The organism is Novosphingobium naphthalenivorans NBRC 102051, assembly GCF_001590985.1.
GTDB classification, from domain to species: Bacteria; Pseudomonadota; Alphaproteobacteria; order Sphingomonadales; family Sphingomonadaceae; genus Novosphingobium; species Novosphingobium naphthalenivorans.
The window spans coordinates 15,682-39,617 of record NZ_BCTX01000038.1; the positions used below are offsets into that span (position 1 = coordinate 15,682).

The window sequence follows — 23,936 nt, forward strand, 5'->3', positions numbered from 1 at the left end:
ATGCTATCGGTGCCTGGCCGTGCGACAAGCCATCGCAACAACCATTGCAAGGATTTCATCGACACGGCAGGGGATGGCCATGGCCAGCAAAGCACCCCCCCGCATCTTTTCCCCTGCCCGCCGCATCGCCGCCCGCCGGCGTATGCTCGCGCTGCAGGCCCAGCCCGACGCCCCGCGCTATCTGATCGACGACATGGTCGAGGATGTGCTCGAACGCCTTGCCTTCCTGCGCTTCGATCCGGAAACCGCCCTGATCGTCGGAGACTACAGCGGCGAGCTGGCGGGCGCGCTTTCGGCGCGCGGCGTCCGCGTTACCGAGGCCGAACCGGCGAAGGGATTCGCGGAGGAACAGCCCTATCCTTTCGAAGGCTTCGATCTCATCGCCAGCCTTGGCACGCTCGACACCGTGAACGACGTACCCGGCGCGCTGCTGCACATGCGCAGGGCACTGGCGCCCGGCGGGATGGTGATCGCCAGCTTCGTATCCTCGGGGAGCCTCCCGGTCCTGCGCGATGTCATGCTCTCGGCCGATGGCGACCGCCCTTCGCCGCGCCTGCACCCCGCGATCGACGTGCGCGCCGGGGCGCAGCTTCTCCAGCGCGCCCTGTTCGCCGACCCGGTGACGGACCACCGCCCGCTCGACGTGGCCTTCCGCAGCTTCGATCGCCTTGTCGGAGACTTGCGTGCGCTAGGCCTTAGCAATGTCCTGGCCGACCCCGGTCCGCCGCTCGGCAAGGCCGGTCGGGCCCGCGCGCGCGAAGCGTTTGCGGCCGCCGGTGAGGGCGGCCGCACAGTGGAACGGTTCGAAATCCTGACCCTGTCGGGCTGGAAGCCTTCGACAGGCTCAGGCTGAGCGGAAGGCCCAGCCCAAGGATTTGTCAGGCCAGCGCGGCCTGCGCCGCGGCCAGCCTTGCGATTGGCACGCGGAAAGGCGAGGCGCTGACGTAATCGAGCCCGACCTTCTCGCAGAACGCGATCGAAGCCGGATCACCGCCATGCTCGCCGCAGATGCCGAGCTTGATGTCGGGGCGGGTAACGCGGCCCCGCTCGACCGCGAGGTCGACGAGCTGGCCGACGCCCTCGACATCAAGGCTGACGAAGGGATCACGCGCGAAGATGCCCTGCTGCACATAGACGGGCAGGAACTTGCCCGCATCGTCGCGCGAAAGGCCCAGCGTCGTCTGCGTCAGGTCGTTGGTGCCGAACGAGAAGAACTCGCCCACTTCGGCGATCTCGCCCGCCATCAGCGCAGCGCGCGGCAGCTCGATCATGGTGCCGACCATGTATTCGAGCGTCGAGCCCTTCTCCTCGAAGACCTGCGTGGCCGCGCGGGCCACCAGCGCCTTGAGAATTTCGAGCTCCTTCTTCGTCGCCACCAGCGGGATCATGATCTCGGGCACGATCGCTTCGCCATGCGCCTTGGCCACGTCGCAAGCGGCCTCGAAGATGGCGCGGGCCTGCATCTCGTAGATCTCGGGGAACGTGATGCCGAGACGGCAACCGCGATGGCCCAGCATCGGGTTGAACTCATGCAGTTCGTTGGCGCGGCGCTTGAGCGTATCGACGCCGATGCCGATTTCGTCGGAAAGCTCCGCGAATTCCTCGTCCGCGTGCGGCAGGAATTCGTGCAGCGGCGGGTCGAGCAGGCGGATCGTCACCGGCAGCCCGCGCATGATCTCGAAGATCGCGGCGAAGTCGGCGCGCTGTTCGGGCAGCAGCTTTTCGAGCGCGGCGCGGCGGCCGGCCTCGTCTTCGGCCAGGATCATCTGGCGCACGGCGCTGATGCGGCCCGCGTCGAAGAACATGTGCTCGGTGCGGCACAGGCCGATGCCTTCGGCGCCGAACTGGCGGGCCATCTTGCAGTCGGCGGGGGTTTCCGCGTTGGTGCGCACTTTCATGCGGCGGTGCTTGTCGGCCCAGACCATCAGCGTGGCGAAGTCACCGGCGAGTTCGGGTTCGATGGTCGGCACTTCACCGGCCATGATGTCGCCAGAGGCGCCGTCGAGCGTGAGGATCTCGCCTTCCTTCAGCTCGCGCTTGCCGATCTTCATCGTGCGGGTCTTCATGTCGATCGACAGGCCCGATGCGCCCGAGACGCAGGGACGGCCCATGCCGCGCGCCACCACGGCCGCGTGGCTGGTCATGCCGCCGCGCGCGGTGAGGATGCCCTTGGCCGCGTGCATACCGTGGATGTCTTCCGGAGAGGTTTCCACGCGCACGAGGATCACCGCCTCGCCCATTTCGGCGCGCTTTTCAGCGGTATCGGCATCGAACACGATCGCCCCCGAAGCCGCGCCCGGCGAGGCCGGCAGGCCCTTGCCGAGAATGTCGCGCGGCGCCTTGGGATCGAGCGTCGGGTGCAGAAGCTGGTCGAGCGCCATCGGATCGACGCGCTTGATCGCAGTCGCCTCGTCGATCAGGCCTTCATCGACCATGTCGACGGCCATCTTCAGCGCGGCCTTGGCGGTGCGCTTGCCCGAGCGGGTCTGCAGCATCCACAGCTTACCCTGCTGCACCGTGAACTCGATGTCCTGCATGTCGGTGTAGTGCTTTTCGAGCAGCTCGAAGACGGCGGCTAGTTCGCCGTAGGCGGCGGGCATCGCCTCTTCCATCGACAGCGGCTTGGCCCCGGCCCGTTCGCGCGCGGCCTTGGTCAGGTACTGCGGGGTGCGGATGCCGGCAACGACGTCCTCGCCCTGCGCATTGACCAGCCATTCGCCGTAATAGGCCTTCTCGCCGGTCGCCGGGTCGCGGGTGAAAGCAACGCCGGTGGCGGACGTATCGCCCATGTTGCCGAAGACCATGGCCTGCACGTTGACGGCCGTGCCCCAGTCGCCCGGAATGTCGTTCAGGCGGCGATAGACCTTGGCGCGGTCCGAATCCCAGGAATCGAACACCGCGCGGATCGCGCCCCAGAGCTGCTCGGTCACGTCCTGCGGGAACGCATGGCCCAGTTCGGCCTCGACGATACCCTTGTATTCCTTGACGATCTTGCGCCAGTCATCGGCGGTCATCTCAACGTCGTTGAGGTAGCCGCTGTCTTCCTTGGCGATTTCCAGCGCTTCCTCGAACAGATGGTGTTCGACGCCGAGCACGACGTCCGAATACATCTGGATGAAGCGGCGGTAGCTGTCCCAGGCAAAGCGGTCATCGCCCGAGGCCGAGGCGAGCCCTTCGACGGTCGCATCGTTGAGGCCGAGGTTGAGCACGGTATCCATCATGCCCGGCATCGACACGCGCGCGCCCGAACGGACCGAGACCAGCAGCGGATCGGCGGCATCGCCGAAGCTCTTGCCCACGGTCTTCTCGATGTGGGTCAGCGCCTGCGCCACGTCGGCGCGCAGCGCATCGGAGAAGTCGCCGCCTTCGGCCAGATAGGCCACGCACTGTTCGGTGGTGATAGTAAAGCCCGGAGGCACCGGAAGCCCGATCCCCGCCATTTCGGCAAGGTTCGCGCCCTTGCCGCCGGTGATGACCTTGTCCTTCGCCCGCGGATCGTCATGCTTGACCCCGCCGCCGAACGTATAGACCTGCGTGCTCATCTATCCCCTGACTTTCTTGCCTAAGTTGACATGGTTGACACGGTTGACACTGTCCAGAGAGGAAACAGGCCTACCCTTCGATGCGTGAGAAATCCGCAACATTGTGCACTGCAGCACGGAACCGATCAAGCAATGCGAGACGTGACGTTCTCTTGCCGGGATCGGAATCGTTCACCGTGACCTCTTCAAAAAACGCGTCGATCGGCTGCCGGAGCGAAGCCAGCGCGGCCATGGCACCGGCGAAATCTTCCTTCGCCACGGCACCGGCCGCCTGCGGTGCGGCGCTGTCGAGGGCATCGATAAGCGCCTTTTCCGCCGGTTCGGGCGTGTAGGAAAGCGTTTTCTGCGCCGCGATCTCGGCAGCGTAGATACCGCGCATGTCGGGATCGTCGACGTTTTCGAGCGGGTCTTCGTCCCCAGTGCGCTCGATCGCCGTGCCGTTGCTGGCGGGAGCGCCCTGCCAGTCTTCCTTCTTGAGGATATTCGCCGCGCGCTTGTAGCCCGCGAGCAGGTTCGCGCCGTCCTCAGTCGCGACGAAAGCCTGCAGCGCATGGACGCGGGCAAGCAGGCGGACGAGGTCGTCCTCGCCGCCAAGCGCGAAGACCGCGTCGATCAGGTCGTGGCGGACGCCGGCTTCCTTTTGCTGGACCTTGAGGCGGTCGGCAAAGAAGTCGAGAACAAAGCCAACATAGGATTGAAACGCGCCCAGCGCCAAGCGTTCAAAGCCTTCACTATCAGCAATTTCATCCCTGATATTGTTCAGCTCTCGAATACGAGAAAAGTCTGGCGCGTCTGTCTTGTAGGCATCTAGCGCCATATCTCGGAAAGTCCGATCCATCTCCGCAATTCGTGATGCGATTAGCGGTGAACCGGCCTCCATAACGGCAGGAAGGAGCCTTGCGCGGATTCCTAAAGTTGTAACTGTGGTTAAGATCGCGATTGCAGCGCGTCGCAGGGCAAACGGATCCCGTGAACCACTTGGCCTTTCTTGGATAAAGAAGAAACCAACCAGCGTATCCAGCTTATCCGCCAGCGACACCGCCACCGTCACCGGCGCAGTCGGCACCTCGTCGCCTTGCCCGACCGGCTTGTAGTGATCGCGGATGGCATCGGCCACGGCATCGGGCAGGCCCTCGGCGCGGGCGTAGTAGCCGCCCATGAGGCCTTGCAGTTCGGGGAACTCGCCGACCATCTCGGTTACGAGATCGGCCTTGCACAAGCGCGCCGCGAGTTCGGCCTGATCGGCCAGTTCTTCCTTCGTCGCCCCCGCGAAGGCGGGGGCCCCGCTTGTTGCGGCGGTACTAGAAGAAGAAGCGGGATCCCCGCTTTCGCGGGGATGACGGGGAGTGGTGGCTTCCCGAGTAGGATTCGAACCTACGATTCCTTCTTCCACCAGCCAGCGCGCCAGCTTGGCCACGCGCTCGACCTTGTCGGCGACCGTGCCCAGCTTTTCGTGGAAGGTGATGCGGCCCAGCTTTTCGGCGTGGACCGAAAGCGGCGTCTTCTTGTCCTGCTCCCAGAAGAAGCGTGCGTCGGAGAGGCGCGCGGCGAGCACCTTGCGGTTGCCCGCGACAATCGCCTCGCCGCCATCGGTCGCGTCGATATTGGCAGTGCAGACGAAGGCATTGGCCAGCTTGGGTTCCTCCCCGAGCTTGCTCGGGGAGGTGGCAGCCGCGCCAGCGGCTGACGGAGGGGCCGTGTCGCCTTCCCCCTCCACCACCGCTTCGCGGCGGTCCCCCTCCCCGAGCGAGCTCGGGGAGGAATGGCACACGAAATACTTCTGGTTCACGCGCGCGGTGAGCTGGATCACTTCGGGCGGCACTTCGAGGAAAGCCTCGTCGAAGCGGCCGAGCAGCGGCACCGGCCATTCGGTCAGGCCCGCGTTCTCGATCACCAGACCTTCGTCCTCGACCAGCGTGAGCCCGGCGGCAGCCGCAGCTTCGCGCGCCTTTTCGCGCACGATGTCCTGACGCTCCTCGTGGTTCACCAGAACGTGGCAGGCGCGCAGCTTGTCGGCATAATCGTGGGCCGATCCGATGGTGATTTCATCGGGATGGTGGAAGCGGTGGCCCTTGGTGACATAGCCCGAGGCAATGCTGCCCACTTCGCATTCGACCAGATCCTCGCCCAAAATGGCGACGATGCCTGAAAGCGGGCGCACCCAGCGCAGCGATTCCGTGCTGATCGAGGCCTTGCCCCAGCGCTGCGACTTCGGCCAGGGGAACGCGCGCACGATGGCGGGGATCGCCTCGGCCAGAACGTCTTTCACCGCCCGGCCCGGCTTTTCGACGACCGCGAAGTACGTCTCCTTGCCCTTGAGGTCGCGGACTTCGAGCTGGTCCCTGGTCAGCCCCGTCTTGCGCAGGAAGCCTTCGAGCGCTTGCTCGGGCGCGCTGGTGGCAGGTCCCTTGGTTTCCTCGCTGACGGCTTCGGTGGTTTCCGGCAAGCCGCTGGCGATCAGCGCGAGACGGCGCGGGGTCGACCACACGGTGATGGCGCCCGGCACAACGCCCGCGGCTTCCATTTCCTTGCGGAACAGCTTTTCCAGATCGGCACGCGCGCCCGCCTGCATACGGGCGGGAATTTCCTCGGAGCGCAGTTCGAGAAGGAAGTCGGTCATACGGTCCACCCCGGGAACTTGGCTTCCCACTGTTCCTTGTTCTTTTCGATCCAGGCCTGGCACGATCCCTTGGCGAGATCGCGCACCCGGCCGATATAGCTGGCGCGTTCCTGCACCGAGATCACACCGCGCGCCTGCAGCAGGTTGAAGAGGTGCGAAGCCTCGATCGCCTGATCGTAGGCCGCGAGCGGAATTTCCGCCTCGATGCAGCGCATACACTCGGCCTCGGCCGCCTTGAAGCCGGCGAAGAGCGAGTCCGTGTCGGCAATCTCGAAATTGTACTTCGACTGCTGCTGCTCGTTGGCGAGGAACACGTCGCCGTAGCTCACGCCTTCGTTGTTGAAGCGCAGGTCATAGACCCAGTCGACGCCCTGGATGTACATCGCGAGGCGTTCGAGGCCATACGTCAGCTCGCCCGCCACCGGCTTGCAGTCGAACCCGCCGATCTGCTGGAAATAGGTGAACTGCGTCACTTCCATGCCGTCGCACCAGACTTCCCAGCCCAGCCCCCAGGCGCCGAGCGTCGGGCTTTCCCAGTCGTCCTCGACGAAGCGGATGTCGTGCGCCAGCGGATCGATGCCGATCGCGGCGAGGCTCTGGAGATAGAGTTCCTGCAGGTTTTCCGGGTTCGGCTTCAGGATCACCTGATACTGGTAATAGTGCTGCAGCCGGTTCGGGTTCTCGCCATAGCGGCCGTCGGTCGGGCGGCGCGAGGGCTGGACATAGGCGGCTTTCCAGGGCTCCGGCCCCAGCGCACGCAAGGTGGTGGACGGGTGAAACGTGCCCGCGCCCATGCGCATGTCGTAAGGCTGGAGGATCAGACATCCTTGCGCGCTCCAGAAATTATGGAGCGTCAGGATCATGTCCTGGAAACTGAGCGGCTGACTGTCGGCCTTTGGGGCTGCGGTTGGCATGGAATTTCCGTAGAGGTCTTGGTTGCGCGGCCTTTGGCGGATCGGGCCGTTCAAATCAACCGCGCAGCGTGGGTTTGACGATGTCTGCTTGCATTAAGCTTGCGTTTGGCCTTTGTCCCGCATGGCTATGTCCATGACCACGATGAAGACTCTGCTGCGCGGTGCCGCCTGTGCACTTGCCCTGTTCTCCACTCTCCCCGCGATCGCGGACGATGCCGTGCCCGCGGCCCCGGCCGTGGAATCGGCGGCGCCCGCCAGCCCGGCGCTTTGGAAAGTGGCCGACGACGACACCACCATCTGGCTGTTCGGCACGATCCACATCCTGCCCCAGAATGTCGCCTGGTATGCCGGGCCGATCGCCAAGGCCTTCGATGCATCGAGCGAACTCGTTACCGAAATCCCCATCGACAAGGCGCAGGATTCGCAGGCGGCCATCATGCAGAAAAGCCTGCGCGAAGACGGCAAGGCCCTGCGCGATACGCTCGATGACAAGGAGCGCACGGCATACGATGCAGGGATGACTTCGATCGGCCTGCCGCCACAGGCCTTCGACAAGAACGACGCCTGGTTCGCTGCCCTGATGCTCACGCTGATCCCGCTCAAGGTGTCGGGCTACAATCTGGAAAGCGGTGTCGACACCCAGATCGGCGCCATGGCCAAGGCGCGCCAGATGGAGAATACGGCGCTGGAAACCCCGGAATACCAGATCTCGCTGTTCGACGACCTGCCGCAGGCCACCCAGCGCCGATATCTCGATGAAGTTCTGGAGGCCCTGCCCACTGTCAAAACCGATATCGACGCCATGGTCACGGCATGGAAGGCCGGGAAGGCCGATGACCTGGCCCGCCTGCTCAATGCACAGGAAGACGATCCGGACTTGCGCAAGGTTCTGCTGACCAACCGCAATGCCCATTGGGCAAAGTGGATCGAGCAGCGCCTGAAACAGCCGGGAACCGTGTTCATCGCCGTCGGCGCCGGGCATCTGGCGGGACAGGGCAGCGTGCAGGACCAACTGGCGCAGGACGGCATTGCGTCCGAACGGGTGCAGTAACCGGCCATGCGCCCCTGGGTCCTTGTCCTCTCGGCCTTCGCACTGCTGGGCTGCGCGCCGCAGCCGCAGAAGGCCGATCCGGCGCTGTGGCGCATCGAAAGCCCCGATGGGCACGAAGGCTGGCTGTTCGGCACGATCCACAGCGCGCAGCGTCCGCTGGAATGGGAAACGGCAACCGTTCACGAAGCGTTGAACGATGCCGGCACGATCATGGTCGAAGTCGCCAACATTGCCGACGAAGCGGCGATCGGGGCCACTTTCGCGAAGCTGGCGAAAAGCGAAGGGCAACCGCCGCTTTCACAGCGCATCGCTCCTGCGGAGCGCCCTGCCCTTGCCGCCCTGCTCAAGCGCAACGGCTTTCACGACGGCGATTTCGCCGCGACCGACACCTGGGCCGCCGCGCTCATGATCGTGCGGCAGGACAAGGACGGAAGCGATCCGCGCTATGGCGTGGACCGCGCCGTCATTGCGCAGGCTGATGGCCGGCCGGTTGTCGAACTGGAAGGCGCGGCCAGGCAGCTCGGGATCTTCGATGCCCTGCCCGAAAAGGACCAGCGCGACCTGCTCAGTGTCGTGGTCCGGGAAGCGGACAAGCCGGACATGGACCTGCCCGCCGCCTGGCGCGAGGGCGACATGACCGCCATCGAAAAGGAAACGCGCACAGGCCTGCTGGCAGACCCCGAATTGCGCGCTGCCCTCTTCGTCGGGCGGAACCGGCGCTGGGCGGCCAGCATTGTCCAGGCGGTGCGCGCGGGCAGCAAGCCGTTCGTGGCCGTCGGCGCCGCGCATATGGCCGGACCGGACGGCCTGCCCGCCATGCTGGCAAGCCAGGGCTTCACCGTCACCCGGATCGAATAGCGCCGCACCGCTCCGGACGCTTGCCTTTCCGGCCGTTTGCGCGTAAGGGCGCGCCCTCTCCGTCATGGTCATCCCTGGAGGCGTGACGGGCGGTGCCGGCCGAATTCGCGGTCTGGCGCCGAAATCTATCCAGTTTTCGAAAGGCAAGTCCCATGAGCGATCAGCTTACCCTGCCGGCCGAGACGCGTGAACGGGCAGGCAAGGGAGCCTCCCGTGCCCTGCGTCGCGAAGGCCGCGTTCCCGCCGTCGTCTACGGTGCCAATGAAGAGCCCCTCGCCATCCACGTCGAGGAAAAGGAGCTGACCCGTCAGCTCATGACCGGTCACTTCTTCAACTCCATCGTTGAAGTCGAAGTGAACGGCCAGAAGGTTCGCACCCTGCCGAAGGACGTTGCCTTCCACCCCGTCTCCGACCGTCCGCTCCACGCCGACTTCCTGCGTCTGGCCAAGGGCTCGACCGTGCACGTCAACGTGCCGGTGTCGTTCGCCAACGAAGAGCTTTCGCCGGGCCTGAAGCGCGGCGGCGTGCTCAACATCGTGCGTCACGAGCTGGAACTGGTCTGCCCCGCGGACAAGATCCCCGACGATATCGTGATCGATGTCACCGGCTTCGACGTGGGCGAATCGATCCACTTCAGCCACGTGAAGCTTCCGGCGGGCGTCGAATCGGCGATCACCGACCGTGACTTCACCATCGCGACGATCGCGGCGCCCTCGGCTCTCAAGAGCTCGGAAGGCGACACGACCAAGACCGAAGGCGAAGAAGCCTAATAAGCCATTCAGGCTTGAAACGGCCCTTTCCGCCCCGGCATACCGGCGCGCGGAAAGGGCCTTTCTTTTTTCTACAGATACGGATTTGCCATGCAGCTTTGGGTCGGCCTCGGAAACCCTGGTCCGCAATACGCGATGCACCGCCACAACGTGGGCTTCATGGCGGCGGACACGATCGCCGAAGTACATGGCTTCGGTCCGGTCCAGAAGAAATTCCAGGGCTGGCTGCAGGAAGGCCGCATCGGCAGCGAGAAGGTGCTCCTGCTCAAGCCCGCGACGTTCATGAACGAAAGCGGGCGTTCGGTGAGCGAAGCGATGCGCTTCTACAAGCTCGACCTTGCGGACCTCACGGTCTTTCACGACGAGCTCGACCTGCCTCCCTTCAAGGTGAAGGTAAAACAGGGCGGCGGCCACGCCGGTCACAACGGACTGCGCTCGATCGGCCAGCACCTCGGCGCGGAGTTTCGCCGGGTGCGGCTCGGCATCGGCCATCCCGGACACAAGGACAAGGTGACGGGCTACGTGCTGGGCAACTTCGCCAAGGCCGAAATGGATCCGCTCGCAGACATGCTGGGCGCCATAGCAGCCGAAGCGGACAGACTGGCGGCGGGCGACGATGCGCGTTTCATGAATGACGTCGCCTTGCGCCAGCAGGACTGAAATTGAATTAGTCCATCAGCGGCATATACCACTTATTCATCATATCGAGTTACCTATCGTTAGGTATAACCAAGAGATGAAACTGTCGAGTTAGCTTACAGGTGGTAACGGCTCCGACCTGCATTAATCATTGAGACCCCCGGAAAACCGCAATTGGCACACCCTTTGCTGAAGATGGCAGCAACCAATTCTGAAAGAGGGGTAATAGACATGATCCGCAAAACGCTTTTCGCGATCGCGCTGGCCGGCGGCTCCACGCTCGCGATCAGCTCGCCGGCTTTCGCCTGGGGAAGCTGGGGCGGCCACACGCACTATTGCAACTGTGGCGACTCGACTGGCTCGTCGCTGTGCGGCACCACCAGCTCGGGTGGCACCACGACCACCTCGGGTGGCACGACCACGACTTCCGGGGGCACGACCACCACGTCGGGCGGCACCACGACGACTTCGGGTGGCACCACCACCACGTCCTCGGGCGGCACGGCCGTTCCCGAACCGGGTATGCTCGGCATTATGGGCATGGGCCTGCTCGGCCTGGGTTATGCCCGCCGCCGCAAGGCACGCCGCTGATCCAGCGCTTCCCGGTCAGCCCCACGCGCCCATCGCGGGACTGACCTCAAGGGAATTTTCCGGACCCGCCGCTCCCGTCGGGTCCGGGCATCGAAGCCGCTGCCGGTTTCAGCCGGCGGCGGCTTTCGCGCGTTCGAGGTCCTGGGCAATAACGGTATTGCGCGGATCGGCCGCCGCCGCCGCCTCAAGCAGGCGGCGCGCCCCGGGAAGGTCGGTGCCGCCATTGAGGCGGACGAGCCCGGCCAGATAGAGATAGTCCGGGTTGTTCGGAGATACCGCCAGCGCCCGATCTGCATAGCCCGTCGCGTCCCGCGCATCGCCAAGATTGCTGGCCGCCAGAGCCAGTCTCTTGAGCACTTCAGGGTCCTCGCCTTGTGCAAGGAGCTTTCCGTAAACTGTGCGAACCGTCGCCCAGTCGTGATGCATCACCGCCATATCGCCCCTGGAAACGAGCGCCATGGCCGCTTTCAACCTTGCCGGTTCGAGCCGCGCCGCGAGGCTTTCGGCCTCGGGAGCGCCCGTGGCGCGCGCGGCCTTTTCCGCGCTTTCCAGCAATTCGGGGCGCGCCAGCGTGCTGGCGGCAAGCTGTTTCAATGTTGCCCAGGCACTTTCCGCATCCCCGGACGCCAATTGCGCCTCGCCCAGCATCATGCGCGAATAGGGGTTGCCGGGCAGGACCAGCACGGCACGGCTGAACAGCATCCGGGCCTGCTCCGCATGACCGAGCCGCAACAAGGCCTCCGCATAGCGCATCTGCAGGCCGGAGCCCGGCTCCAGCTGCGATTCCCGCCCCTGCAGGCCCAGGCGGATCTTCTCCCACTCGCCCTTTTCCGCGAGCAATTGATACTTCAGCGCATCGGCATCGGGATTGTCAGGCGCAAGCTTGCCGGCTTTTTCGACGAGATCCTGCGCATCGTCGATCCGGCCCTTGGCATCGTACTGGTTCGCCAGCGCAATCATGGGAGCAACCCGGTCAGGATAGGCTTCCAGAACCTTGCGATAGGCGTCGATGGCATGATCGGTCTGTCCGCGGGCAGCGGCAAGGTCTCCCGTCAGAACCAGGGTCTCGTAAGAGCGCGGCGCCATCTTCACCATGCGCTGCAAAACAGCGGCGGCGCCCTGCGTATCGTTCGAGGTCAGTTTGAAACGCGCATAGGCTTCGGCAAGGGCGATATCGTCGCCCGCCGCCATGCCGTTTTCAAAGGCTTCGGCGGCCTTCGCCGGATTGCCCAGCGCCAGTTGGGCTTCGGCCCGGATACGCCAGCCTTCGATCGTCGTGTCATTGCCCACGAGCGCAAGAGCGTCTTGCGGCCGGGCGCGCAGCAGAGCGATCTGCGCCTTGATCCGCGCGAGGTCGGGAATCTCGGCGCCGGTCTGCTGAAGCCGCGTTACGGCCCCCTCCGCCCCGTCGGGATCACCTAGCTGCAGCTGCGTCTGCACCATCAGCGCCAGCAGCTTCGGATTCTCGGGCTGCTTGAGCAACGCGGCTGCCAGTTGCTTGCGGGCCGCGGCATAATCCTGTGCGCCGAAGCTGCCCTGCGCCTTGCCAAGGAGCGTCTCGGGACTGTCGCCACAGCCTGCTACCAGACCCAGCGCGGCAAGCGGCATGGCCAGTCGAATGATCCTGTTCATGGCCGCGCACGCTAGGGGCAAGGACTGAAATTTCCGTCAATCCGCCTGCCCTTTTCTCGCCGAACTGGCCAAGAGCGATTACGGCCGCTATGGGCGGCCAAATTTCATTTCCGGAGTTACACATGGGTTTCCGTTGCGGGATCGTGGGCCTGCCCAATGTTGGCAAGTCGACCTTGTTCAATGCACTGACCGAGACACAGGCGGCGCAGGCTGCGAACTATCCGTTCTGCACGATCGAGCCCAACGTCGGCCAGGTCGGCGTGCCCGACCCGCGCCTCGACAAACTGGCCGAAACCGCGGGCAGCCAGAAGATCATCCCGACCCAGCTTTCCTTCGTGGACATCGCCGGCCTCGTGCGCGGCGCATCCAAGGGCGAAGGGCTCGGCAACCAGTTCCTCGGCAACATCCGTGAAGTCGATGCGATCATTCACGTGCTGCGCTGCTTCGAAAACGACGACATCCAGCATGTCGACAACAAGGTCGATCCGATTGCCGATGCCGAGACGGTGGAAACCGAACTGCTGCTGTCCGATCTCGAAAGTCTCGAAAAGCGCGTGCCGGCCGCCCAGAAAAAGGCGACCGGCGGGGACAAGGAAGCCAAGATCATGGCTTCGATTCTCGGGCAGGCGCTCGAACTGCTGCGCGAAGGCAAGCCCGCCCGCCTGACGCAGCCCAAGGACGACGAGGAAGCGCGGGTGTTCCAGCAGGCCCAACTGCTGACCGCCAAGCCGGTGCTCTACGTCTGCAACGTCGAGGAAGAATCGGCCGCCGAGGGCAACGAATTTTCCCAGCGCGTGTTCGAAAAGGCCGCGGCCGAGAACGCCACGGCTGTAATCGTCTCGGCGGCGATCGAGTCCGAACTGGTCGGCATGGATGCGGACGAGCGCATGGTCTTCCTGGAGGAAATGGGCCTGCACGAAACCGGCCTTGCCCGCGTGATCCGCGCCGGATACGAACTGCTCGACCTGCTCACCTTCTTCACCGTCGGCCCCAAGGAAGCCCGCGCCTGGACCGTCCACAAGGGCGCCAAGGCCCCCGAGGCCGCTGGCGAAATCCACTCCGACATGCAGCGCGGCTTCATCCGCGCCGAAACCATCGCCTTCGAGGACTTCATTTCGCTCGGCGGCGAAAACGGCGCCAAGGAAGCGGGCAAGCTGCGGCAGGAAGGCAAGGAATACATCGTCCGCGATGGCGACGTGATGCACTTCAAGTTCAACGTCTGAGAACCTGTTTGGAAATGCGCGAATGCGCATTTCACGAACTCTGAGATCTTTTCGCCGCTTCTTCGGGCACTAAATCGGCAGTTCGGCGTTGAACATGCAATGAGGGACCAAGACGTTACCTGATTGCCTGCCCAATGACCGATCCCAACAAGAATGCCGCGCTCTATCGCATGGTGATGGAGCGGCATGTGTGCCCCTATGGCCTGAAATCGAAGGACCTGCTCAAGCGCAGGGGCTACGCGATCGAGGACCACTGGCTCACCACGCCCGAGGAAGCGGAGGCCTTCAAGGCCAGGTTCGGGGTCGAAACGACGCCGCAGACCTTCATCACAGGGCAGCGCATCGGTGGCTACAGCGATCTGCGGCATTTCTTCGGCTTGGACAGCGATGCCGGCAGGACGAGCTACGCCCCGGTCCTCAGCGTGTTCCTGACCGCCGCGCTGGCGGCGCTGGGCGCAAGCTGGGCGGCACTGGGTACGCCGCTGACCATCACGGCCGCCCAATGGTTCGTGTCGATCACCATGATGCTGCTGGCGATGCTCAAGCTGCAGGACATCGAACAGTTCTCGATCACGTTTTTGGGGTATGATCTGCTGGCGCGGCGCTGGGTGCCCTATGCCTATGCCTATCCGTTCCTCGAATGGACCGCAGGCGCGCTGATGACGGCGCATGTGCTGGCGTGGCTGTCCGTTCCCATCGCGCTGTTCATCGGCACCGTGGGCGCCGTATCCGTCTCTTACGCGGTCTATGTCCAGAAACGGGACCTCAAATGCGCCTGTGCCAGCGGCGCGAGCCAGGTTCCGCTGGGCCTTGTCTCGCTCCTCGAGAACCTGTTCATGATCGGCATGGGCCTGTGGATGCTGGCCATGGGAATTTTGGCCGGGCGCATCTGATTTTTTCCCGCGACTTCAAATAGTCACGCTTTCAGGCCAATAGGATGCGATGGGTCGTTTTCATCTGCTGCTTGCCGCGCTGCTTGCGCTTCTTCCTGCCGTTCCCGCCATGGCGGAATCTCCCCGCGCGCCGGTGGTCATCCTCGTGTCCATCGACGGATTTCGCGCCGACTATCTCGACCGGGGCGTAACGCCCAACCTCTCTGCACTGGCGGCCAGCGGGATCAGCGCGGCCATGCGCCCCTCGTTTCCCAGCAAGACCTTCCCCAACCATTGGGCGCTGGTGACGGGCAAGGTGCCGGACCATAACGGCATCGTCTCCAACCATTTCGAGGATCCCCGCCGGCCGGGCGAACGCTTCGGTCCGGGCAACTCCGATCCCTTCTGGTGGAACGAGGCCGAGCCGATCTGGGTGACGGCGGAAAAGGCCGGCATCCGCACCGCCGCAATGTTCTGGCCGGGTTCGGATGTCGCCTGGGGCGAGACCCGAGGCACGCGTCCCGAAGACTGGCAGCACTATGACCAGGCGGTCACACCCTTGCAGCGGGTCGAGACCGTGCTGGACTGGCTGCGGCGCCCTGAGGCCATCCGCCCGCGTTTGCTGACGCTCTATTTCGATGCCATCGACACGGCCGGGCACGAATACGGCCCCGACGATCCGCGCACGAATGAAGCGCTGACCAAGGCGGACCGCTATATCGGGATGCTCGTCCAGGGGCTGCGCGATCTCGGCCAACCGGCCGATCTTGTCGTGGTGGCAGACCACGGCATGGCCGCGGTATCCAGCGAGCGTGTGATCGCGCTGGATACGATTGCCGATCCCGCGCTTTACCGGGTTGTGGATACCGGACCATTCGCGGCCATCGAACCGGCGCCCGGCCATGAGCGCCAGCTCGCCGATGCCTTGCTAAAGCCGCACGACCACATGCAGTGTTGGGCGCGCAAGGATATCCCGGCCCGGCTCCGCTACGGCAGCAATCCGCGTGTCGCATCCTATTTCTGCCTCGCGCAGGTGGGCTGGCAGATTGCGCCCTCAGCGCCCACGGAGCCCTCGTCGGGCGGTGCCCATGGCTATGACAACGCGGCGCCGGAAATGGCGGCGCTGTTCGTGGCCAGCGGCCCGGACATCACTGCTTCCGGCCGCATCGCTCCGTTCGACAACGTGGACGTCGCCCCCCTGCTGCGCGACCTGCTCGGCCTGCCGCCCGCTCCCGACGCGGATGGCGACGATGCCCCGTTCCGGACTGCCCTGCGCCACTGAGTGCCGGAACGGCGGAAGGCGTCAACCTTCCCCGTCTGCTGCATCACTTTCGCCCGAACAGTTTCTCTATATCCTGATGGGCAAGTTTAACCCACGTCGGGCGGCCATGGTTGCATTGGCCCGAGCGCGGGGTGCGTTCCATTTCGCGCAGAAGCGCGTTCATCTCGGCGACCGAAAGCGAGCGCCCGGCCCGGACCGACCCGTGGCAGGCCATCGTCGCCAGCACCAGATCGAGCTTTTCGCCCAGCAGCAGGGCATCGCCGTTGCGGGCCAGATCATCGGCAATGTCGCGGACCAGCGCATGAACATCGCTTTTGCCCAGCACTGAAGGCACGGCGCGCACCAGCATGGCGCCGGGGCCGAAGCGTTCGAGAGCCAGGCCGAAGCGGGCCAGATCCTCCAACTTGTCTTCCAGCGCGTCGCAGGCGGTCTCTTCCAGTTCGACGACTTCGGGCAGCAGCAGCGCTTGCGAACGGGCCATGGCATCTTCTGCCCCGGCCGCCTTGAGCCGTTCGAGCACGAGCCGTTCGTGCGCCGCGTGCTGGTCGACGATGACGAGCCCGTCGTCCGCCTCAGCGACGATATAAGTGCCCGAGACCTGTCCGCGCGCCACGCCCAGCGGGTAATGCAACGCCTCTTCCGGCTCCTCCGCGACGGGTTCCGCGCGGGCGGCGGGTTCGGCCATGACTTCGGCCTCGTAGGACCGCCAGACGGCGCCTGCATCCGATACGCGCGGCGCCGGTATCCGCGTCTGCGGTGCGGCATATTCGCGCGCGAAGAGCGAGCCCAGTGCGGGCGCGGGCGTTGATGCGGCGGGCGCGACCGGTTCGACCTGCCAGTTGCCCATGGCACTGGCAGACGGCGGCTGGGCGCTGCGCTGCCCCGCGCCTTCCAGCGCATGGCGCAGCGCGCCGACGAGGAAACCGCGCACGAAAGCGGGATCGCGAAAGCGCACTTCGGTCTTGGCCGGATGGACGTTGACGTCCACGTCCTCGGGCGGAATGTCGAGGAACAGCGCCAGCACCGCGTGCCGGTCTCGCGCGAGCATGTCCGCATAGGCCCCGCGCACCGCGCCCACCAGCAGGCGGTCCTTCACCGGGCGGCCGTTCACGAACAGGTACTGGTGATCGGCCACGCCGCGGTTGAACGTCGGCAGGCCTGCAACCCCGGTCAGCCGGGCACTGCCCCGCTCGGCCTCGATCACCACGCCATCGTCGGCCAGTTCGCGGGCCACGAGCCGGGCGACGCGGGCCGCCAGTTCCTCACGCGGCTGGACGGCCATGACCCGGCGCCCGTCATGCTCCAGCACGAAGCCGACATCGGGCCGTGCCATCGCCAGGCGGCGCACGACATCCTGACAGGCGGCATATTCCGACCGCGGTGAGCGCAGGAACTTGCGCCGGGCAGGCACTTTGCCGAACAGGTCCTCGACCCGGATGCGCGTCCCCGGCGGCAGCGCGGCAGGCCCATCGGCCGCGACTTCGCCATGATCGACCACGCGTTTCCAGCCTTCCCCCGCATCATGGGGGCGGCTCTCGATCGTCAGGCGCGCGACCGATCCGATCGAAGGCAAGGCTTCGCCGCGAAACCCCAGCGTGACGACCTGCTCGATATGTTCGTCGGGCAGCTTCGAGGTCGCATGGCGTTCCAGCGCCAGCGCGATTTCGTCAGGCCTCATGCCGCAGCCGTCGTCGGTCACTTCGATCATGTCGAGGCCACCCGAAGCGAGGCGTACTGTTACCTGAGTCGCGCCCGCGTCGATCGCGTTTTCGACGATTTCCTTGAGCGCGGAGGCCGGGCGCTCGACCACCTCGCCCGCGGCAATGCGGTTGACGAGGTGTTCTGGCAGGCGGCGAATGGTAGGCATCGAAAAACCCTAGCGATGAAACGGCTTCAATTCGAGACGGACGCCTGCGGAAACCCACCGGAAATCGACACAAAATTTTGGCGTTTCGCGAATCGATGGGCTAAGGGGTCCCCTTCCATGCCAACCTGCCTGTCGACGCGCCCGAAGATTCTCGGACAAACGACTGGAAAAATGACGGATTTTAAATGGCCGGCCCCTTCTCGCGATTCTTCAAACTCGGCTCCCAGAACATGGCGATCGACCTTGGGACCGCCAATACTCTCGTTTATGTTCAGGACCGCGGAATTGTGCTGAACGAGCCCTCGGTGGTCGCCATCGAAACTCTGAACGGCATCAAGAAGGTCAAGGCCGTCGGTGACGATGCCAAGATGATGATGGGCAAGACGCCCGACAACATCGAGGCGATCCGCCCGCTGCGCGACGGCGTTATTGCCGACATCGAAATCGCGGAAGAAATGATCAAGCACTTCATCCGCAAGGTGCACGGCAAGAAGAACCTGTTCCGCTATCCGGAAATCGTGATCTGCGTGCCTTCGGGCTCGACCTCGGTCGAACGCCGCGCGATCCGCGACGCGGCTTCGAACGCGGGCGCCAGCCAGGTTTACCTGATCCTCGAACCGATGGCCGCCGCGATCGGCGCCGACATGCCCGTCACCGAGCCGGTCGGCTCGATGGTGGTCGACATCGGCGGCGGCACCACCGAAGTCGCGGTGCTCTCGCTGCGCGGCCTTGCCTACACCACCTCGGTGCGCGTCGGCGGTGACAAGATGGATGAGGCGATCGTGTCCTACGTGCGCCGTCACCACAACCTGCTGATCGGCGACGCCACGGCGGAGCGGATCAAGAAGGACTACGGCATTGCCGTCATTCCCGCGGATGGGATCGGCGAGATCATCCACATCAAGGGCCGCGACCTCGTGAACGGCGTGCCCAAGGAAATCACCATCAATCAGGCGAACGTCGCCGAAGCGCTGGCCGAGCCGATCGGCGCGATCATCGAAGGCGTGCGCATCGCGTTGGAAAACACCGCGCCCGAACTGGCGGCTGACATCGTCGACCAGGGCATCGTGCTCACCGGCGGCGGCGCGCTTATTCAGGGCCTCGACGATTATCTGCGCGAGGAAACCGGCCTGCCCGTCAGCGTTGCCGAAGATCCGCTGTCCTGCGTCGCGCTGGGCACCGGCCGCGCGATGGAAGATCCGGTCTATCGCGGCGTTCTGATGTCCGCCTGACAGGTCGCTAAGGGGCGGCGCCAGCCCCGACAGGGACCGCCGCCAGGAATACAGGCCAGAAATACAGGAGTGCATGGCGCATGGCACCGCCTGCAAATCGGCGCTCCGGATTTTCCCGCAGAGCGCAGTACACGACGTTCTTCAGCTATACTGCAGGCGGCCTGGCCGTCGTGGTGGGTCTGGTCCTGCTTGGCGTGTCCATCGCCAGGCCTGGCACTTTCGCAGGTCTGCGCGGAGCCGCGGCCGATGCTACGGAGCCTGCCGGGGAAGTCACGGCGGCGGGGCGTTCCTATGGCAAGCACGCGCTGGCCAGCATCACCGGCTTCTTCACCTCGGGCCGCGAACATGCCCGGCTTGAGCGGGAACTGGCCGAAGCGAAAGTCCGGCTCGTCGAAGCACAAGCGATCGAGGCGGAAAACCGGCGGCTCAAGAGCCTGCTTCACCTCAAGGGCATGGGCAGCGACCCGGTCGCGTTTGCCCGCCTGACCAGTTCGACGAGCGCCAGTGCGCGGCGTTTCGCAATCCTGAACGCCGGGCGGGACGAAGGCCTGGCCAAGGGTATGCCGGTGCGTTCGCCGGCCGGGCTCATCGGCCGGGTTCTGGAAGTGGGCGGTTCGAGTTCGCGGGTGCTTCTGGTCACCGATACCGAAAGTCTGGTGCCGGTGCGCCGCGCCACCGATGGCGTGCCCGCGTTCGCGCAGGGCAACGGCGATGGCACGATCCGCATCCGCCTCATCAATCTGGGGATCAATCCGCTCAAGAAGGGCGATGTGATGGTCTCGTCGGGATCCGGCGGCCTCTACCGGCCCGGGACCCCCATGGCGATCGTGACCAGCATCCTGCGCGATGGCGCCATGGCGCGCGTGCTCGCCAATCCTTCCGACACCGATTTCGTGATGGTCGAACATACTTGGGCGCCGAAGGAGCCCCCGCCGCCTGCCAATGCCGAAACCGGAGGGCACTGACGGTGCCCATCGGACAACGCAGCGGCGGAGCCGGGCGGCGGAACATCAACCGTGCGCCCTCGCCGCTATTGGCGCTCACCCTGCCCTGGCTGACCATCCTGCTCGGCTCGATGCTGCCGGGCTGGCTGCTGATCGCTTCGGCCCCGGTCCTGCCGCCGGTGGGATTCCTGCTGTTCCTGTCATGGCGGCAATTGCGCCCGGGGCTGTTGCCGATCTGGTCGGGCCTGCCGCTCGGCCTGTTTGACGACCTGTTCTCGGGCCAGCCTTTCGGTTCGGCGGTGCTGTTGTGGTCGCTCGCGGCCATCGCGCTGGAACTGATCGAGACACGTGTGCCCTGGCGCAGCTTTCTCACCGAATGGCTGGTGGCGATCGGCCTGATCGTTGCCTATATTGGGTTGTGCCTGGCGCTGGCCAATCTGGCGGGTGCAGGCGCTCATGTAGGAATTATCCTGCCGCAGATCGTGATTTCCGTTCTTTCCTATCCCTTGGTCGGACGCCTCGTCGCCGTTGTGGACCGGTTCCGGCTAACGCCCTTCATGGTCGTGCAATGAAGATTTCGTTCCGGCGCCTGATCCCTCAAACCCATTCGACGTCCGGCACCCTGCGCAACAGCTTCGACCGGCGCAGTCTGGTGGTGGGTTCGGTGCAGGGCGGGATCGGCATGTTGCTTGCCGCGCGCATGGCCTATCTCGCCGTCTTCGAGAACGAGAAGTACAAGCTCGAAGCCGAAAGCAACCGCGTCAATCTCTCGCTCATCCCGCCGCGCCGGGGATGGATTCTCGACCGGCACGGCACCCCGCTGGCCTCCAACCGTGCCGATTTCCGGGTCGATGCAATCCCTGCGCGGATGACCAATGTCGAGCAGGAACTCACCACGGTGGCGCAACTGCTCCAGCTCGATCCGGTGCAGCGTCAGGATCTGGGCGACAAGATCGACAAGGCGCGCGGATTTGCGGCTGTCGAGGTCGCCTCGGGGCTCGAATGGGAACGCTTTGCCTCGGTGAGCGTACGCTTGCCCGACTTGCCGGGGATCGTCACCCAGCGCGGCTTCTCGCGCGACTATCCGAACGGTCCCTCGGTCGCCCATCTCATCGGCTATGTCGGCCCCGCCACGGCCGAGGAATACCAGAAAGACCACGATCCCCTGCTCATCACGCCCGGGTACAAGGTCGGCAAGGACGGCCTTGAAAAGGTCTTCGAAAAGGAATTGCGCGGCAAGCCCGGTGCGCGGCGGGTGGAAGTCACGGCTTCCGGCCGCATCGTGCGCGAACTGGAAACACGCGAGGACACGCCCGGCCAATCGATCAAGCTGACGATCGACGGCGGATTGCAGGACTACGCCTCACGCCGGATCGGCCTTGAATCGGCCGCCGTCGTCGTGATCGACTGCCTGACCGGCGGCATCCTGGCGCTCTGTTCGATGCCCGCGTTCGATCCGAACAGCTTTGCCGACGGGATCGGCCGCCTGGAATGGAAGATGCTCAACGAGGATGACCACATCCCGTTGTTGAACAAGGCCCTGCGCGGCCTCTACCCGCCCGGATCGACCATGAAGCCGATGGCCGCCCTGGCGTTCCAGCTTCATGGGGTGTCCCCCGACGAACGGGTGAACTGCCCGGGCGGCTACCGGCTCGGCAGGCGCTTTTTCCGGTGTGACGCGGTGCACGGCTCGGTCGACATGCGCAGCGCCATCGAGCACAGCTGCAATACCTACTTCTGGAGCATGGTGCATCGCGTCGGCTACGATGCCATCGCACCCGTTGCACGGCTGCTCGGACTGGGGCAGGAATTCGATATTCCGGTTGCCCAGCAACGTTATGGCACCATTCCCGATGCCGCGTGGAAAATGCGCCGTTTTCATCAGGAATGGTCTGCGGCCGATTCGCTCAATGCGTCGATCGGCCAGGGCTATGTCTCGGTTTCGCCGTTCCAGATGGCCGTGATGACCTCTCGCATCGCCAGCGGACACAACCTCCAGCCCTCGCTGATTTACGGGCAGCCCAAGCCGTTTGGCCCCGCACTGCCTTTCACGCCGGAGCAGCTGGCCGTCGTGCACGACGGGATGTTCAACGTGGTCAATGGTCACGGCACCGGACGCGGCAGCCGGATCGACATCAATGGCGTCCTCATGGCGGGCAAGACCGGGACCGCGCAGGTGCGCAGAATGATCTCGCGCGGGCATGTGGCCGACTGGAAGTCCCGCGATCACTCGCACTTCATCTGCTACGCTCCGACCGATGCGCCGCGCTATGCCATGTCGGTAGTGGTGGAACACGGTGGATTTGGCGCCAGCGCGGCGGCCCCCATTGCCAAGGACGTGATGACCTACCTGTTCGATCCCGGTAAGGCCTGGGACACGCTGCTGGCCATGGAGAAAGCCTGGGGCGGCACGGCGCAGGAGCGGCTCGACGCCCGCTACCGGCAATTTGTGGCGCAATACGGCGTGGGAGCACCGAAAGTCTCCGCCGAAGAGGAAATCGAGAAGGCGCGCGAAGCAGAGGACGCGCAGCCGCCGGCAAACGCGCCGCAACCAGCGCCCGAGCCGGCCAGTCCTGAGAATGCAGCCGACGAACAACCGGCGCGCGCGCCGGCCCGAGAGGATGCAGGTGCAGGCCCCGCCCCCTCGAACGGTCAGGCCGCACCGAACATTTCCGGTGCTACCCCATGAGCATATCCATCGTTCCCGAAGTCGTCGCCCGTCAGCCCTGGCGGATGCTGATTCCGCTGTTCGGCCTGGTCTCGCTGGGCGCGGCGGTGCTCTATTCCGCAGCGGGCGGACACCTGCAGCCCTACGCGCTCAGCCATGTGATCCGCTTCGGCGTCTTCCTGGTCATGGCGATCGTCATCTCGCGCGTCAGCCGCGACTTCTTTCGGATGGCGGCCTATCCCATCTATGGCGGCATTGTCGCGCTGCTGGTTCTGGTCGAACTGATCGGCGCCGTCGGCGGCGGCAGTCAGCGCTGGCTCAATCTGGGCTTCATGACGCTGCAGCCGTCCGAGCTGATGAAGCCGGCGATCGTGCTGGTACTGGCGAAGTTCTACGAGACCTTGCCGCCCCCCATGACCGGGAGCTGGCGCGGGCTCGTGCCGGCCGGGGTGCTGATCGGCATTCCCGCCGCACTGGTCATTCTCCAGCCTGACCTCGGCACGGCCCTCGCGATCTGTTTCGGCGGTGCGGTGACGATGTTCCTGGCGGGACTTCCCTTGTGGTGGTTCCTGAGCGCCGGTGCGGCGGCGATCATCGCTATCCCGGTCGCCTTCTTCACCCTGCTGCATGACTACCAGCGCAACCGCGTCCTGACCTTCCTCGACCCCGAGAGCGACCCCCTCGGCACCGGCTATCACATCACACAGTCGAAGATCGCGATCGGATCGGGCGGCGTGTTCGGCAAGGGTTTCGGCAACGGCACGCAAAGCCACCTGCAATACCTGCCCGAAGCCCACACCGACTTCGTCTTTGCCACCATGGCCGAGGAATGGGGATTCCTGGGCGGGCTGTTCGTGCTGTTCGTGTTCGGCGTGCTGCTGACCTGGGGCATGAACGTCGCACGCCGTTCACCCGACCGTTTTTCCAGCCTGCTGGCCGCGGGCATGGCGGCCACGGTCTTCTTCTACGTGGCGATCAATCTGATGATGGTCATGGGGCTCGCACCGGTGGTGGGCATCCCCCTGCCGTTCATGAGCCACGGCGGCACCTCCATGCTCACGAACATGATCTGCGTGGGCACCATGATGGCCGTAAACCGCTGGAATCAGAGGTCGAACACTTTCTCGTGATTTTCTGGAAAGTTTCCCCTTCCAAAGGCTGAAACATACGTTATAGGAGCCGCTCCGCCGCCGAATCGGCGGGGCCGAAAGGCCCTCTCGGGACAGGCAGC

19 protein-coding genes are annotated in these 23,936 nt (G+C 64.9%); 14 read left to right on the forward strand and 5 right to left on the reverse strand.

Going from position 1 to position 23,936, the window contains the following annotated elements:
- The first annotated feature begins 79 nt into the window (after positions 1-79).
- The gene (locus NN5_RS13660; RefSeq protein ID WP_067734680.1) at positions 80-853 is read left to right on the forward strand and encodes a class I SAM-dependent methyltransferase; all 774 of its coding nucleotides are present in this window, start codon (positions 80-82) and stop codon (positions 851-853) included.
- Between the two features lie 25 nt (positions 854-878).
- Here NN5_RS13660 and ppdK read toward each other — a convergent pair whose 3' ends face one another.
- The 3 genes from ppdK to NN5_RS13675 form a co-directional block, all read right to left on the reverse strand.
- Positions 879-3,542 (reverse strand): pyruvate, phosphate dikinase, encoded by a 2,664-nt coding sequence (ppdK, locus tag NN5_RS13665; protein WP_067734659.1) that lies wholly within the window; start codon positions 3,540-3,542, stop codon positions 879-881.
- Between the two features lie 70 nt (positions 3,543-3,612).
- Complete coding sequence (locus NN5_RS13670) at positions 3,613-6,162, reverse strand: glycine--tRNA ligase subunit beta (protein WP_067734660.1); 2,550 nt, start codon at positions 6,160-6,162, stop codon at positions 3,613-3,615.
- Positions 6,159-7,076, reverse strand: a complete 918-nt coding sequence (locus NN5_RS13675; RefSeq protein ID WP_067734661.1) for a glycine--tRNA ligase subunit alpha — start codon at positions 7,074-7,076, stop codon at positions 6,159-6,161. Before NN5_RS13675 ends, NN5_RS13670 begins: the two co-directional genes overlap by 4 nt.
- Positions 7,077-7,209: 133 nt before the next feature.
- Between NN5_RS13675 and NN5_RS13680 the strand changes: the two genes are divergently transcribed.
- From NN5_RS13680 to NN5_RS13700, 5 genes are all read left to right on the forward strand, one after another.
- Positions 7,210-8,127, forward strand: a complete 918-nt coding sequence (locus tag NN5_RS13680; RefSeq protein ID WP_157081139.1) for a TraB/GumN family protein — start codon at positions 7,210-7,212, stop codon at positions 8,125-8,127.
- Between the two features lie 6 nt (positions 8,128-8,133).
- The gene (locus NN5_RS13685; RefSeq protein ID WP_067734663.1) at positions 8,134-8,985 is read left to right on the forward strand and encodes a TraB/GumN family protein; all 852 of its coding nucleotides are present in this window, start codon (positions 8,134-8,136) and stop codon (positions 8,983-8,985) included.
- A 152-nt stretch (positions 8,986-9,137) separates the two neighbouring features.
- On the forward strand, positions 9,138-9,755 hold the full coding sequence (locus NN5_RS13690; RefSeq protein ID WP_067734664.1) for a 50S ribosomal protein L25/general stress protein Ctc: 618 nt from the start codon (positions 9,138-9,140) through the stop codon (positions 9,753-9,755).
- Positions 9,756-9,845: 90 nt separating this feature from the next.
- Positions 9,846-10,415, forward strand: a complete 570-nt coding sequence (gene pth / locus NN5_RS13695; protein WP_067734665.1) for an aminoacyl-tRNA hydrolase — start codon at positions 9,846-9,848, stop codon at positions 10,413-10,415.
- 210 nt (positions 10,416-10,625) lie between these two features.
- The gene (locus NN5_RS13700) at positions 10,626-10,985 is read left to right on the forward strand and encodes a PEP-CTERM sorting domain-containing protein (protein WP_067734666.1); all 360 of its coding nucleotides are present in this window, start codon (positions 10,626-10,628) and stop codon (positions 10,983-10,985) included.
- Positions 10,986-11,093: 108 nt separating this feature from the next.
- Here the strand turns inward: NN5_RS13700 and NN5_RS13705 are convergent, their stop codons facing one another.
- A complete protein-coding gene (locus NN5_RS13705) occupies positions 11,094-12,617 on the reverse strand; it encodes a tetratricopeptide repeat protein (RefSeq protein ID WP_067734667.1) in 1,524 nt (507 codons plus the stop codon).
- Between the two features lie 122 nt (positions 12,618-12,739).
- On the opposite strand from NN5_RS13705, the gene ychF reads away from it, so the two are divergent.
- The 3 genes from ychF (at position 12,740) to NN5_RS13720 (ending at position 15,994) form a co-directional block, all read left to right on the forward strand.
- Positions 12,740-13,840 (forward strand): redox-regulated ATPase YchF, encoded by a 1,101-nt coding sequence (gene ychF, locus NN5_RS13710; protein ID WP_067734668.1) that lies wholly within the window; start codon positions 12,740-12,742, stop codon positions 13,838-13,840.
- A 134-nt stretch (positions 13,841-13,974) separates the two neighbouring features.
- Positions 13,975-14,733 carry a glutaredoxin family protein gene (locus NN5_RS13715; protein WP_067734669.1) on the forward strand — a complete coding sequence of 253 codons (759 nt, stop codon included), beginning with the start codon at positions 13,975-13,977 and terminating at the stop codon, positions 14,731-14,733.
- Positions 14,734-14,782: 49 nt separating this feature from the next.
- Positions 14,783-15,994, forward strand: a complete 1,212-nt coding sequence (locus tag NN5_RS13720; RefSeq protein ID WP_067734670.1) for an alkaline phosphatase family protein — start codon at positions 14,783-14,785, stop codon at positions 15,992-15,994.
- A gap of 43 nt (positions 15,995-16,037) precedes the next feature.
- Here the strand turns inward: NN5_RS13720 and mutL are convergent, their stop codons facing one another.
- Positions 16,038-17,861, reverse strand: coding sequence for a DNA mismatch repair endonuclease MutL (gene mutL, locus NN5_RS13725; protein WP_067734671.1), 1,824 nt, complete (start codon positions 17,859-17,861; stop codon positions 16,038-16,040).
- 185 nt (positions 17,862-18,046) lie between these two features.
- On the opposite strand from mutL, the gene NN5_RS13730 reads away from it, so the two are divergent.
- From NN5_RS13730 to rodA, 5 genes are all read left to right on the forward strand, one after another.
- Positions 18,047-19,093, forward strand: a complete 1,047-nt coding sequence (locus NN5_RS13730) for a rod shape-determining protein (RefSeq protein WP_067734672.1) — start codon at positions 18,047-18,049, stop codon at positions 19,091-19,093.
- Positions 19,094-19,173: 80 nt separating this feature from the next.
- On the forward strand, positions 19,174-20,058 hold the full coding sequence (locus NN5_RS13735) for a rod shape-determining protein MreC (protein ID WP_067734673.1): 885 nt from the start codon (positions 19,174-19,176) through the stop codon (positions 20,056-20,058).
- Between the two features lie 2 nt (positions 20,059-20,060).
- Complete coding sequence (locus tag NN5_RS13740; RefSeq protein ID WP_067734674.1) at positions 20,061-20,609, forward strand: rod shape-determining protein MreD; 549 nt, start codon at positions 20,061-20,063, stop codon at positions 20,607-20,609.
- Complete coding sequence (gene mrdA, locus NN5_RS13745) at positions 20,606-22,726, forward strand: penicillin-binding protein 2 (RefSeq protein ID WP_067734675.1); 2,121 nt, start codon at positions 20,606-20,608, stop codon at positions 22,724-22,726. Before NN5_RS13740 ends, mrdA begins: the two co-directional genes overlap by 4 nt.
- Entirely contained in the window at positions 22,723-23,835 is a 1,113-nt protein-coding gene (gene rodA / locus NN5_RS13750; protein WP_067734676.1) for a rod shape-determining protein RodA, read from the forward strand. The genes mrdA and rodA overlap by 4 nt, the downstream gene beginning before the upstream one ends.
- Positions 23,836-23,936: the final 101 nt, after the last annotated feature.